The sequence below is a fragment of the Campylobacter showae CSUNSWCD genome (genome assembly GCF_000313615.1).
In the GTDB taxonomy this organism is placed as follows: Bacteria; Campylobacterota; Campylobacteria; order Campylobacterales; family Campylobacteraceae; genus Campylobacter_A; species Campylobacter_A showae_A.
On the sequence record NZ_AMZQ01000005.1, the window covers coordinates 1 to 13,032 of the forward strand.

Genomic DNA, 13,032 nt, shown 5'->3' on the forward strand with positions numbered 1-13,032 from the left:
GCAAAAGAGCATAATAGCATAGATGCGCACAAGGCGAGAAACGCTTTATGTTTCATGCGAATTCCTTTCGGATGCCGAATTTGCAAATTTAACTGCAAATTCGGCTTTAAATTTAAAAAGCATTGCAGATCAAATTTAATCTGCAATGCAACGATTTACAAGTATTTCGAGGCGATTTTTAGGGTTGCGCGGCTAAAATTTTGCGCAGGCTAGACAAAATAGTCTGCCAAGCAAAATTTTAGCAAGCTCCGCAAAAAGCGTCCGAAAGACGCCGCAAATTAGCCTATATTCTCACCGGCTATCATACCAAATGTTAAGCAGTCTGCAATCGCCACGCTACCTAAGCGGCTAGCTCCGTGTACGCCGCCTGTGATCTCGCCTGCGGCAAATAGTCTAGGAATCGGCATCTCGGTTTGCAGAGATATAACCTGAGCTTTGGTATTGATATCGATACCGCCCATAGTGTGGTGAAGTTTTGGCGTACCGCGCATAGCATAGAAAGGCGGTTTAGAGATATCTACGCCGTTTGTAGTGGTTTTATCCATCGGTTTGCCAAAGTCTTCGTCTTTGCCTGATTTAACGAAGCTATTGTATCTCTCGACGGTCTTTTTTAGCTCTGCAGCAGGGATTTTATAAGCTGCAGCTAGTTCGTCTAGGGTTTCAAATTTCTTTAGTACGCCAGATTCTAGCGGTTTAGTGTAGTGCTCAGGTATGACCATATTTTTTACGCCATCACTATCGCAGAAGTTGATCGGATAGATATCAGCTTTTGCGTCGATTACTTTAAACATAGCTTGAGAGCGAGTGCGGCGGTCTGCTAGCTCGTTCATGTAGCGTTTGCCGGTTCTTGGATCTACTGAGATACCGTAGCGGAAGCTTCCGTTTACGTTAAACATAGAGCCTACGCCAAAGCCTTTTTCATCAGGGCATGCCCATGGACCAAACTGTATCCAGCTTAGCTGCACCGGAGTTGCGCCGATTCTTAAAGCCTCTTTCATAGCGCCTGCGGTAGCTCCTGGGTGGTTGGTGCTATCTGTGGTAGGTAGGATAGATGGATCTTGGACTTGTCTAAAGAATATGTCGCGGCAAAATCCTCCTGCTGCTAGCACTATGCCTTTTTTAGCTTTTATAGTCTTTTTAGTTCCTGTAGTGTTTTCGGCGTCGTCTTTTTGACTCTTTGAGTCGAATTTATAATCCTCTCTGATGATCACGCCGTCTACGCCGCCGTCTTCGCCTAGAACGAATTCGTCAAATTTAGCTCTTTGTCTTAGCTCGCAGCCTTGTAGGTTTTTAAAGTATTCTACCATCGGCTGAACGATACCCGAACCCGAGCCGTTAGCTGTTTGAAGCGATCTAGGTACGCTGTGTCCGCCTGCGTGAGTAACTTTATCTATGTATTTAGCGCCGCATTTTAGAGTTAGTTTATATGCGTCTTGAGCGCGAGTAGCGATGGTGTCGATGAGATCTACGTGGTTTAGTCCGCGGCCGGCTTTTAGGCAGTCTTTGATAAATAGCTCGTTGCTATCTTTGATGCCTTCTGCTTTTTGTTTGTCGCTGTTTGGAACGGCAAATATGCCGCCATTAATTACGGAGTTACCGCCGACGCGTCCCATCTTTTCTAGGATTAGGACTTTATTGCCCTTTTCGGCTGCGGTGATACCGGCTGCTAGTCCTGCAAAACCGGAACCAACGATAACTACGTCCCACTCCTCGTCAAATTTGACGTCTTTAGCGTTAACAGCTGCTTGTGCATTTACTCCGCCTAGAGCCAAAGCTCCGGCACCTACCATACTTAACTTAACAAAATCCCTTCTTGAAACGTTTGAGTTTTTCATAGCTTCTCCTTAAATTTATTTAGCTATTACCTGTAAATCTTTAATTTACGACTCTACTCTAAATACCTTTATTACTATTGGTGTCTTTTGAGCGTCCTCCTTGGATTAAATTTATTTTAGCTAGTGTTATTATAGGACTTAACTTTAAAGAATAAGCTTAAATGAAGTTGTAATTTATAATTTATTTGTAATATTAAAGGATATATTTGTCTTGAGAGGAGTGATTGTATCGGGCTAAGGATGGTGAAAAATAAAATTCAAATTTACAGGATTAAATTTGAATTGTGACGTTAAATTTGGAGGTAGAGAGCGGCGGTTGGATGGTAAATTTAAATTAATCGGCAAAAATTTGCAGATGAAACGGCGGCAAATTTAACCATATTTGCCGCTTGAAAGCTAAATTTAGCCTAGTCTTTTATGTAAAATTTGAGAAAATCCCCATAGAAGTCTTGCCTGCGCGAGTTCGGTTTTTTCGAGTTTTGCTACCATCATCTCTTCGTTTTTGCCTAGGCGCGAAACCACCTCGCCAAATGGGCTAATCAGCATCGAATCGCCGTAAAAGCTCCACTGCTCGCCGCTTGCGGCCTTGTGATTGCCGACGCGGTTTACGCGCAGAACATAGACGTTGTTCGTAAAGGCGCGGGTTTTTAGCAACTCTTCCCAGCGCGACTCGCTAAAAAACGTGCATGCGGTAGGGACTACGACGGCATCGACCTTCTTGCGCGCCATATACGCCCATGCCGCGTCAAAATGCGCCTCAAAGCCAAACATCACGCCGATTTTAAATTTCTCGTAGCTAAAAACTGGCAAATTTAGCTCGCCCTCGGCCTTGTTGTCAAAAAATTTCGTCTCGTTCCAGTGCAGGTAGGGCATCAAGATCTGCTGCTCGTAAAAGCGCGACGACGCGGGGCTAAATCTCGCCGCAACCTTAATGAAGCCTTTGCCTTTTGGTAACACGAGCGGGGCTAGGATTTCTAGATTGTATTTTTGCGCCATCGCGGCAAGCGCGTGCTTTTTGCGCTCGCTTTGTTCCTTGATGAGACTTTTTGGCATTAGCTCTAGCTCTTTAAAAAAGCTGTTTAGCACGTACTCGCCAAGCACCACGAGCCTGGCTCCCTCATCGGCACAAATCCTAAAATAATAATCAAGCCGCGACTCGCTCATGGGCTGCGTGGGTAGCTGCAGGGCGCAAACGGCCGCGGTAGCGTTATTCATCGTCTGCATCCTTTACCACTAGCTTTGCGTTTTGCAGGATCTTGTCTGCTTCCTCGAGTAGCTTTTTGCCTTCTTTATGTAGCTTGACGCTTTGTTCTAGGCTCAAATTTTCATCGCCTAGCTGTTTTAAAATTTCATTTGCTTTGGCGAGTTTGCTTTCAAAATCCTCGCTTAAATTCTCACTCATCTAAAACCTTTTTTATGATTTTTTCAAATTTATCTACTTCGACCAAAAACGCGTCGTGGCCGTAGTCGCTGTCTATCTCGTGATAATCGCACGCCTTGCCGATACCGCACAGCGTCTCGTGCATTTCGCGCATGCAGCTTGGCGGAAACAGCATATCGCCGCTAAATGCGACCAGCGTAACTTTAGCGCAAATAGGCAAAAGAGCGTGCGCAAGGTCATCGTAGTGGCGCGTGCAGTCAAAGATATTCATCATCTTTACGATATAAAGGTAGCTCAGCGGATCAAAGCGCTTTGGAAAGCTGTGGCCGTTGTACTCCATATAGCGATCGACCTGAAACCGCCCCGTAAGCTCGTAAAGGCCGTCGGTTTCTACGTAGTTGCGGCCAAATTTGGAATCCATGGAGCTAGGCGAGAGAAAGCTGATGTGCCCCGCCATACGCCCTAGCGCCATGCCGGTTAGCCCCTGAGCGGCGATGTCGTTTTCGTCGTATTGTCCGTCTTTGAAACCTGGATCGCGTAGGATGCCCTCGATCGCTATTTTGTTAAACGCGATCGCCCAGGCCTTGCTCTGATAGGTGCTGGCTAGGATGATGACGTTTTTGGCGAAATTTGGAAATTCGATCGCAAAACAAAGCGCCTGCATGCCGCCTAGGCTACCGCCCACGACCGCATGCGCTCGCTCTATGCCTAAGTGCTCAAAAAGCCTCATCTGCGCCTTTACGACGTCGCTGATGGTTAGCACCGGAAAGCGTAAACGATACTGCTTGCCCGTGCTTTTTTCGATACTTAGGGGATTTGTAGAGCCGAAATTTGAGCCGAGGATATTTACGCAGATGACGAAAAATTTGCTCGTATCTATGCCTTTGCCTTCGCCCACTAGCGCGTCCCACCAGCCAAATTTCTGCTCGTTTTCGTATCTGCCTGCGGCGTGGTGGCTGCCAGTTAGCGCGTGACAGACGACTATGACGTTGCTTTTATCTTGGTTTAGCTCGCCGTATGTTTCGTAGGCAAGCTCAAATTCGGGTAAAATTCGGCCGCTCTCCAGATAGAGCGGCTCGTCAAATTTTACTTTGCCGGTTTGTAAATTTAGCACTAATTGACTTTGTAGTTAGGGGCTTCTTGCGTGATGACGACGTCGTGAACGTGGCTCTCTTTTAATCCAGCGCTCGTGATCTCAACGAACTGGGCTTTTTCCTGAAGGGTTTTGATATCTTTTGAACCCATGTAGCCCATCGCGCTTCGTAGGCCGCCAACTAGCTGATGTACGACCTCTTTTATACTGCCGGCGAACGGTACGCGGCCCTCGATGCCTTCTGGTACGAGTTTATCTTGCGCGGTGCCTTCTTGGAAATATCTATCGCTGCTGCCTTTCGTCATCGCGCCGATACTTCCCATACCGCGGTAGACTTTATACTGGCGTCCTTGGAAGGTTATCACCTCGCCCGGAGTCTCCTCGCAGCCAGCTAGTAAGCTACCCGCCATCACGCAGCTAGCGCCTGCGGCTAGGGCTTTGGCTACGTCGCCTGAGTACTTTAGTCCGCCGTCTGCGATGACTGGGATACCGTATTTTGCAGCTTCGGCCGAGCAGCTATCGACGGCGAAAATTTGAGGTACGCCAACGCCCGCTACCACGCGAGTGGTGCAGATGGAGCCCGGTCCTATGCCTACCTTGATACCGTCGGCGCCTGCTTGCGCTAGGTCTTTGACGGCAGCCGGGTTTGCGATATTTCCCGCGACGACGTCCACTTTTAGCTCGGCTTTAACCTGTTTTAGCGTGTCTAGTACGCCTTTTGAGTGGCCGTGAGCGGAGTCTATGACGATGACGTCTACGCCGGCTTCTGCTAGAGCTTTTGCTCTGTCCATTTGACCTACGCCGATGGCTGCGGCTACGCGGAGTCTGCCGTAGGCGTCTTTGTTCGCGTTTGGATACTCTTTGCGTTTTTTTAGATCTTTTATGGTTATGAGACCTTCTAGGTGGCCGTCTTTATCGACGATAGGTAGTTTTTCTACGCGGTTTTGAGAGAAAATCTTCTCCGCGTCGTCTAGCGTGCAGCCCTTTGGAGCCGTGATTAGCGGGGCTTTAGTCATCCTGTCTTTTACGAGGACGCTTCTGTCGTTTTCAAATCTCAAATCGCGGTTGGTTAGGATTCCTATCAGTTTATTTTCCTCATCTACAACAGGAACGCCAGAGATATGCAGATCCGCCATCATATCAAGCGCCGAGCCTACGCTAGCGTTTGGCGAGATGGAGATAGGATCGATGATTACGCCACTTTCGCTTTTTTTGACGCGGCGGACCTCTTTGACCTGGCTTTGTATGTCCATATTTTTATGTATGACGCCAATACCGCCCAGGCGCGCCATCATGATCGCCGCGCGGTGCTCGGTGACGGTGTCCATCGCAGCCGATACGATCGGGATATTTAGCTCCACGTTTCTGCTAAAGCGCGTTTTTATATCTACTTGTTTGGGCAAAATTTCGGAGTACTGTGGGACGAGTAAAACGTCGTCAAAGGTGAGAGCCTTTGTAACTATCTTCATGCGTTTATCCTTTTATAGAGTTTTCTAAACTAAGTGCGCCTTCTAGCAGCGTTTTTTCATCCCACGCCTTTGCGATGAGCTGAGCCGAGACGTTTAGGCCGTCCGCGTCTTTTGCCACCGGAACCGAGATGGCAGGCAAGCCGGCTAAATTTACACTGATCGTATAGATATCTGACAGATAGGAATCTAGCGGGTTTTTTAGCTCGCCAAATTTATACGCGGTGCTAGGGGCGACAGGCATCAAAATGAGGTCGCATTCGCTCAAAATTTGCTCATACTTGGCCTTGGTGTGAGCGCGAGCTTTTTGAGCCTTGATGTAATACGCGTCGTAGTAGCCGCTGCTAAGCACGAAAGTACCGAGTAAAATTCGCTTTTTTACTTCTTCGCCGAACCCTTCCGAGCGCGAGTTGATGTAGAGTTCTTTTAAATTTTTAGCTTCTGCCCTGCGTCCGTATCTCACTCCGTCGTAGCGGCTGAGATTTGCGCTGGCTTCGGCGGTGGCGATGATGTAGTAGGTCGCGATGTCGCATTTTGAGTTTTCTAAATTTTTATAGATTATTTTGTGGCCTGCGGCTTTTAAAATTTCGACCGCTTTTAAAAGCGCCTTTTTGGTCTCTTCCGAGGCTTCGTTTATGTAGTTTTCGATGACGCAGATCGTGAGTTTTTTGTCCGCGTTTAGTTTGTCCGCTACGCTTTCAAATTTGATATCCGCGCTCGTGCTGTCTTTGTCGTCGTGTCCTGCGATGATGTCGTACAGGATCGCGGCGTCCTCGACGTTTTGCGTTATCGGTCCGATCTGATCGAGCGAGCTAGAGTAGGAGCCCAGGCCGTATCTGCTGACGCGTCCGTAGGTCGGCTTTAGTCCCACGCAGCCGCAAAATGCAGCAGGCTGGCGTATTGAGCCGCCCGTATCGCTTCCTAGAGCAGCCACCGCTAACCCTGCGCCGACCGCGGCAGCCGAGCCGCCCGAGCTACCGCCCGGTACTCTCTCGCGGTTTAGAGGATTTAGCGTTTTGCCGTAGTAGCTGTTTTCGGTCGTATTACCCATGGCAAATTCGTCCATATTCGTACGGCCAAACGGCGCCAAGCCCGCTGCTAGCAGCTTTTCTATAACCGTCGCGTTATAAGGCGCGATGTAGCCTTGTAAAATTTTAGACGCACTCGTTACGCTCCAGCCCTTTACCTGGATGTTGTCTTTTATAGCGATCGGTACGCCCGCACCCAGTTTATCAAGCGGCAAATTTGCCAACTGCTCGACGTAGGCGCCAAGCTCTCTATCTGCGAAAATTTTCTTTTCCAGCTCGTTTCTAAGCTCGGTTACTTCGCCGGCGCTTAGCTTTAGAGCCTCTTTTAAAGTTATCATTTTTTATCCTTAAATTTTATTACCGCTACGATACCCGCGGCTGTGACCGCGAGGATGGCCGCGATAGTCGCCGCGACGAACCAAGCGGAGATAGGCTCAGACATTTTTTAGTACCTTTTCGCATCTCGGGCAGGTTTCGCCGTCGTGCTTAGCGGTAAATTTCCAACATCTCGGGCACTTGTGACGCGTTGATAAAACGAGTTTAAATTTATTGTTTCCGACGTCAAATTCAGCTAGACTGTCGCTGCCGTCTAGGCTCTGGACGTCACTAACCATATACCAGTCGCTTATCTCGTTTATATCTTCGCTCAGGATCAAATTTGAGCTGGTTTGTAGCACGAGCTCGAGGGTTGATTTTATCTTTTTGTCTTTTTTGAGTACGTCGATTAGTTCGAAAAATTTCTCGCGGCTAGCGACTAGTAGTTCGTCGTCTACGTTAAACTCAAAATCTAGCGGTGCGTACTCTAGATCAAAGGCGTCCGCCGCACCGTTTTTGATGATCTCAGGTGCATAGTCCATCACCTCGTCCACGGTGTATGTGAGCGTCGGAGCGATGAGCGGTAGGAGCGCTCTAGTAATTAGCGCCATCGCGCTTTGAGCCGAGCGGCGAGTATCGCTGTCTTTGGCGTCGCAGTATAGGCGGTCTTTGCAGATATCAAGATATATGCCGCTTAAATCCGCACTTAGGAAGTTCATCAGCAGGCTAAAGCCCTTTGAAAAGTCGTAGTTTCTAAACGCCGCTTCGGCCTCGTCGAATGCCTTTTTCGCGCGGCTTAGTATCCAGCGGTCTAGGATGTTGAAATTTGATGTTTCGATATCTTCTAGATCGTTTACGTTGGCTAGCAGAAATCTTATTGTATTGCGTATTTTTCGGTATTGCTCGCTTACTTGTTTTAGGATATTTTCGCTGATTTTTAGGTCGCTAGAGTAGTCGCTAAGCGCAACCCAAAGGCGTAAAATTTCCACGCCGTAGGTTTTAGCGACGTCTGCGGGAGCTACGACGTTGCCCTTGCTTTTACTCATCTTTTGACCGTTTTCGTCGACGGTAAATCCATGCGTGAGCACGCTTCTATACGGCGCTCTTCCTTGCGCGGCGCAGCTTAGCAGTAGCGAGCTTTGGAACCAGCCTCTGTGCTGATCGCTGCCCTCTAGATACATATCAGCAGGATAGCTACCCGCATCGTAGTCGCCGCTTTTTAGCACAGCAGCCCACGTCGAGCCGCTGTCAAACCAGACGTCTAGGATGTCCATAACTTTTTCTAAATTTTGCGGGTCATATTTGCAGTTTGCCGGCAAGAGATCTTTTATCTCACTGTCCCACCACGCGTCAGCGCCTTTTTGCTCAAATATCGCTGCGACGTTATCTAAAATTTCATCATCAAATATCGGCTCTTTGGTATCCTTATGCCTAAAAAACGCTATCGGCACGCCCCAGTCGCGTTGGCGCGAGATGCACCAGTCAGGACGATTTTCTATCATCGAGCCTATCCTTTTTACGCCGCTTGCAGGGTAAAATTTGACATTTTCAAGTTCTTTTAGCGCGACTTCTCGTAGCGTTTTGCCCTCGATTTTCGGTTCGTCCATGGCGATAAACCACTGCTTCGTAGCGCGGTAGATGACCGGCTTGTGCGTTCTCCAGCAAAATGGATATGAGTGGACGAATTTGCTAACTTTTAGCAAATTTGAGCCTAGAAGCTCTAAAATTTTCTCGTTCGCTTTAAAGATATGCATGCCGATTAGTTCGTCCGCTACGCCGTCTGGAAATAACTTTTTGGCCTTTAGCGTTTCGTCGTATAGTCCGCCCTCATCGACGGGCATGATGACTTCGATACCGTATTTTAGGCTGACGTGGTAGTCGTCCTCGCCGTGTCCCGGAGCGGTGTGCACTAGTCCCGTACCGCCATCCATAGTGACGTGATCGCCTAGGATAAATAGCGATTTTCTGCCGTTTAGCGGATTAACCGCGTGCAGGTTTTCAAGCTCGGCCGCGGCAAATTCTTTTAAAATTTCGCCCTTAGTTAGACCTTCTTTTTCCAGCTCGCTTAGCATCTCTTTGGCAAATATCAAATTTTCAGCCGTTAAAACGTAAATTTCATTTGGATTTAGCGAGATGGCTTGGTTTGCCGGCAATGTCCAAGGCGTGGTCGTCCAGATGACCGCGCTGGCGTCTTTTGTGCCGATTTTCGCCGCGGCTTCTTCGCCTAGCTTAAACGCGACGTAGATGCTGTAGTCCTCTTTGTCCTCGTACTCGACCTCTGCCTCGGCTAGAGCGCTTCTAGCCGCCCAGCTCCAGTATACCGGCTTACTGCGCTCGATCAAAAGTCCGCGTTTGGCGACTTTGCAAAGCGTTTTGTAAATCTCGGCTTCAAATTTAAATTTCATCGTCAGATACGGGTCGTCCCAGTCGCTAGCGACGCCTAGCTGCTTAAAGCTCTCCCTTTGCACGTCGATAAATTCTCTCGCGTGCTCGCGGCAAAGCTCGCGGATCTGCGTTTTGCTGAGGCTCTTTTTCTTGTCGCCCAGTTTTACCTCGACTTGCTGTTCGATCGGTAGTCCGTGGCAGTCCCAGCCCGGCGTAAATCTCACGTTTTCGCCGAAAAAGTAGTGCGTTTTTAAGATGATGTCTTTTAGGGTTTTGTTTAGCGCGTGTCCGATGTGGATGTTGCCGTTGGCGTAGGGAGGGCCGTCGTGCAGAGTGAAGCTTTTGGCGGCTTTTTGCCTTTTAGCTTTCATTTTTTCGTAGATTTTTCTATCATCAAACCACGATTTTAAGCGTTTGGGTTCGTTTTCGGGCAGGTTGCCGCGCATGGGAAATTCTGTGTTTGGAAGCAATAATGTATCTTTGTAATCCATAGGTTCGCCTTGAAGTAAAAAATTGGTAGATTCTATCCAAACGGCGATTAAATGCTACTGAAAAAACGCTATTTTAAGCTAAATTTATGTAAGATGTTTTTGGTTTTTAAAGGAGAAAACAGTGAAAAACGCACTACTGATCATCGGCGAAGATATCGGCGTAAACGCGCCTTTTTTGGATTATATTTTTTGCGCTTACAAGCGGCATTTCGGCGAGCTTGGCGAGTTTAGGTTCGTTAGCAAAAGCGACAAGGAGCTACCATTTATTATAGAGCATATTCTCGCACGCTCGGATAGTCTTTGCATCTACGCGTCGAGTCAAAACTGCTCCGTCGCGGCTAAAATTTTAGCTACGTTAAGCGGCGATATTTTGGAACTAAAATCCCCGCAAATGCTAGCTCCCAGCAGAGCCGAAAAATTTAGCGACGATGGATTTTTAATTAAACTAAATCAAACTTACGTAAATTTATTAAAGGCGGACGCGAACCAAAAACTGCCTGCCATAGATATCAAAACGCAGCGAGATTTCGACTATTTTCATCTTGTAGATATCGACGAGGAGAGCGCGAAAATCCTGCTCGAACCGCTGGCAAAAACCTATGATGTGCAGATTTATCCTTCTCAAATTTTGTCAAATTTGACGCTACTTAGAGTGGAGGCGAACAAATTCGGTCAAACCAGCGGCTTTATAAACGGCGCGAAAAATCTCTTTTCGGGCAAATTTGTTGAGGGCGAGGATGTTTTTCGTCACGTTGCGAGCACGCTCATTGAAAGCGGGCTAAAGCTTACATTTGCCGAGTCTTGCACGGCCGGGCTTGCCGCAGCGAAATTTGGCGCTTTTGCCGGAGTTTCTGCTGCATTTAACGGCTCGCTAGTGACCTATGCAAACGAGATGAAACGCGACTGGCTGGGTGTTAGCGATGAGATTTTACAAACTTACGGTGCGGTGAGCGAGCAGTGCGTGATGGCGATGCTAAAAGGCGCGCTAAAAGCGAGCGAATCGGACTTTTCTCTAGCTATCAGCGGTATCGCCGGGCCTGACGGCGGTAGCGAGGCAAAGCCTGTGGGGACGGTATTTGTGGGAGCCTATGCAAAAGACGGCGAGTGCATCATCGAGAGGCTAAATTTAAACGGAGATCGCAACTATATAAGAGAGCAAAGCGCGCTGGCGGCGTACGTTTGCCTGCTAAAGCTAAAGCCGAGGCTATTTTTGGCGTAAATTTGGGTTAAATTTGATGAAATTCGTCAAATTTGTGCTTGCTAAAATTTAAAGTAGATGGGTTTTGTTCTATTAAATTTGTAAAAAAGACGCCGACAAATTTAAAATTTACCGCCGTTTTTCACTGGAGCAGAGTGACAAATTAGCTCCGCCAAACTTAAAATTTAGCGTAAATTTAAGCCTGACGGACGAAATTTATAAAGTAAAACCGCGAATTATTTTTGATACGGCGTCGTCTCGTAGCCTTGATTTATGAGGCTGCCCATGCCGCCGTCAAGATTTATTATATTTAGTTCCGGCGAATCTATCATCGCCGCCGCCGCAGCGCTTCTGCGTCCGCTTCTGCATATGAGCGCGACCGGTTTTTTTAGATCGACATTGGCTTTTAACTCGTTCAAAAAACCCTCTTTATCGGTTGCGTTAAAAGTGATAGTCTTTGCGCCCTTTATTACGCCCGTTTCCATCCATTCAGCAGGCGTTCTTATATCAACGATCTGCTCGTAGTTTTTGATCGCCTCGGGACTAACTTGCACCGTAGAAATTTCCGCAAAAGCCATCGCAGCAGCCGCTCCTAAAAGTAAAATTTTTCTCATTTTCTCTCCTTAAATTTGACGGCGTGAATATTAGCACTCAATTTTAAATATTTTGTCATTCTAAAATCACTCCAGCATAAATTTTTCTTTTTTAATAATTAATATTTTCATAGGACAAACGCTATAATCGCAAATCCATATCAATACAAAGGATAAAAATGAAAAAAGTTTTTTCGCGCTTAGCTTGCTTTCAAGCTTTTTGTTTGCCGCGGAGGTAAATATTCTGCGCGCCACTACGACGCCGACAGCGAGCTTTATAAGCTTTTTGAGCAAAAGACGGGTATCAAGGTAAACGCCACGCAGGCAAAAGCGGGCGAGCTAATCAAAAAGCTCGAAGTAGAAGGGGGTGGCTCTGCGGCGGATATCTTTATCACCGCAGACGCTGGAAATTTCTACACCGCAAAGACTAAAGGCGTGCTACAATCCGTCAAATCAGAAACTCTGGAAAAAATCGTACTGGAGTAGTATAGAGACAACGACGGCCAGTGGTTTGCTATCTCAAAACGCGCCAGAGTCATCGTTTATGATAAAAGAGACTTCGATCCTAAAGGCATCAAGGACTACGAGGATCTAACAAAGCCTGAGCTAAAAGGCAAACTGCTAATCAGAAGTGCGACGGCTCCGTATAGCAAGTCGCTACTAGCGGCTATCATCGAGGCCGACGTAAAGACGCGGCTACTAAATGGGCTGAGGGCACGCTAAAAAATCTAGCCCGCGATCCAAAAGGCGGCGATAGGGATCAGGCTAAGGCTATCTACGCAGGGGAGGGCGACGTAGCGGTGATGAACACCTACTACATAGGCCTCATGCTAACCTCTCCGAAAGCCGAAGACGTCGAGGCTGCGAAGAATCTGGGCATCATTTTCCCTAATCAAGACAACCGCGGCACGCACGTAAACATCAGCGGTATCGCGCTAACAAAGGCTGCTAAAAACAAAGAAAACGCCGTTAAATTTATGGAGTTTATGGTGAGCCCTGAGACGCAAAAGATACTTGCGGGTATAAATTTCGAGTATCCGATCAACGCAGAGGTCGAGCCTAGCGACATCGTAAAAGGCTTTGGTAAATTTAAAGAAGACTCCACTCCGCTTTATAAAAGTGTGCAAAACACGAACGAGGCTATTAAAATTTACGACGTAGCCGGCTGGAAAATAATGAAAGTAAAATTTGGGGCGATTTTTATCGCCCTTATCGTTTTTGATCCCCATTTTTAGCATATTTTTCGA

The 13,032-nt window shown here is 47.4% G+C and carries 12 protein-coding genes and 1 pseudogene; 5 read left to right on the forward strand and 8 right to left on the reverse strand.

Annotation, left to right across the window (positions count from 1 at the left end):
* Window positions 1-213, forward strand: a 213-nt coding sequence (locus tag CSUNSWCD_RS11525; protein WP_034964300.1) for a hypothetical protein, incomplete at its 5' end; no start/stop codon positions are given.
* 65 nt (window positions 214-278) lie between these two features.
* Here CSUNSWCD_RS11525 and CSUNSWCD_RS03415 read toward each other — a convergent pair.
* The 7 genes from CSUNSWCD_RS03415 to ileS form a co-directional block, all read right to left on the reverse strand.
* Window positions 279-1,835: a flavocytochrome c gene (locus CSUNSWCD_RS03415; RefSeq protein WP_009494240.1), complete on the reverse strand. Its 1,557-nt coding sequence runs from the start codon at window positions 1,833-1,835 to the stop codon at window positions 279-281.
* A 402-nt stretch (window positions 1,836-2,237) separates the two neighbouring features.
* Window positions 2,238-3,050 (reverse strand): carbon-nitrogen hydrolase family protein, encoded by an 813-nt coding sequence (locus CSUNSWCD_RS03420; protein ID WP_009494241.1) that lies wholly within the window; start codon window positions 3,048-3,050, stop codon window positions 2,238-2,240.
* Window positions 3,043-3,237, reverse strand: a complete 195-nt coding sequence (gene xseB / locus CSUNSWCD_RS03425; RefSeq protein ID WP_002948190.1) for an exodeoxyribonuclease VII small subunit — start codon at window positions 3,235-3,237, stop codon at window positions 3,043-3,045. Before xseB ends, CSUNSWCD_RS03420 begins: the two co-directional genes overlap by 8 nt.
* A complete protein-coding gene (gene metX, locus CSUNSWCD_RS03430; protein WP_009494242.1) occupies window positions 3,230-4,330 on the reverse strand; it encodes a homoserine O-acetyltransferase MetX in 1,101 nt (366 codons plus the stop codon). The genes xseB and metX overlap by 8 nt, the downstream gene beginning before the upstream one ends.
* Window positions 4,330-5,778 (reverse strand): IMP dehydrogenase, encoded by a 1,449-nt coding sequence (guaB, locus tag CSUNSWCD_RS03435; RefSeq protein ID WP_009494243.1) that lies wholly within the window; start codon window positions 5,776-5,778, stop codon window positions 4,330-4,332. The genes metX and guaB overlap by 1 nt, the downstream gene beginning before the upstream one ends.
* 4 nt (window positions 5,779-5,782) lie before the next feature.
* Window positions 5,783-7,141 (reverse strand): Asp-tRNA(Asn)/Glu-tRNA(Gln) amidotransferase subunit GatA, encoded by a 1,359-nt coding sequence (gatA, locus tag CSUNSWCD_RS03440; RefSeq protein ID WP_009494244.1) that lies wholly within the window; start codon window positions 7,139-7,141, stop codon window positions 5,783-5,785.
* Window positions 7,142-7,237: 96 nt separating this feature from the next.
* Window positions 7,238-9,994: an isoleucine--tRNA ligase gene (gene ileS, locus CSUNSWCD_RS03445; RefSeq protein ID WP_009494245.1), complete on the reverse strand. Its 2,757-nt coding sequence runs from the start codon at window positions 9,992-9,994 to the stop codon at window positions 7,238-7,240.
* Between the two features lie 121 nt (window positions 9,995-10,115).
* Between ileS and CSUNSWCD_RS03450 the strand changes: the two genes are divergently transcribed.
* Window positions 10,116-11,213 (forward strand): CinA family protein, encoded by a 1,098-nt coding sequence (locus tag CSUNSWCD_RS03450; RefSeq protein ID WP_009494246.1) that lies wholly within the window; start codon window positions 10,116-10,118, stop codon window positions 11,211-11,213.
* 215 nt (window positions 11,214-11,428) lie between these two features.
* Here CSUNSWCD_RS03450 and CSUNSWCD_RS03455 read toward each other — a convergent pair whose 3' ends face one another.
* Window positions 11,429-11,806, reverse strand: a complete 378-nt coding sequence (locus CSUNSWCD_RS03455) for a rhodanese-like domain-containing protein (protein WP_009494248.1) — start codon at window positions 11,804-11,806, stop codon at window positions 11,429-11,431.
* Window positions 11,807-12,088: 282 nt separating this feature from the next.
* Here CSUNSWCD_RS03455 and CSUNSWCD_RS11970 point away from each other — a divergent pair, with 282 nt between their 5' ends.
* From CSUNSWCD_RS11970 to CSUNSWCD_RS11980, 3 genes and pseudogenes are all read left to right on the forward strand, one after another.
* Window positions 12,089-12,271: a hypothetical protein gene (locus CSUNSWCD_RS11970; protein ID WP_425277319.1), complete on the forward strand. Its 183-nt coding sequence runs from the start codon at window positions 12,089-12,091 to the stop codon at window positions 12,269-12,271.
* A gap of 51 nt (window positions 12,272-12,322) precedes the next feature.
* A complete protein-coding gene (locus tag CSUNSWCD_RS11975) occupies window positions 12,323-12,508 on the forward strand; it encodes a hypothetical protein (protein WP_425277320.1) in 186 nt (61 codons plus the stop codon).
* 20 nt (window positions 12,509-12,528) lie between these two features.
* A pseudogene (locus CSUNSWCD_RS11980) lies at window positions 12,529-13,020 on the forward strand (extracellular solute-binding protein); the annotation flags it as partial.
* Window positions 13,021-13,032 lie beyond the last annotated feature (12 nt).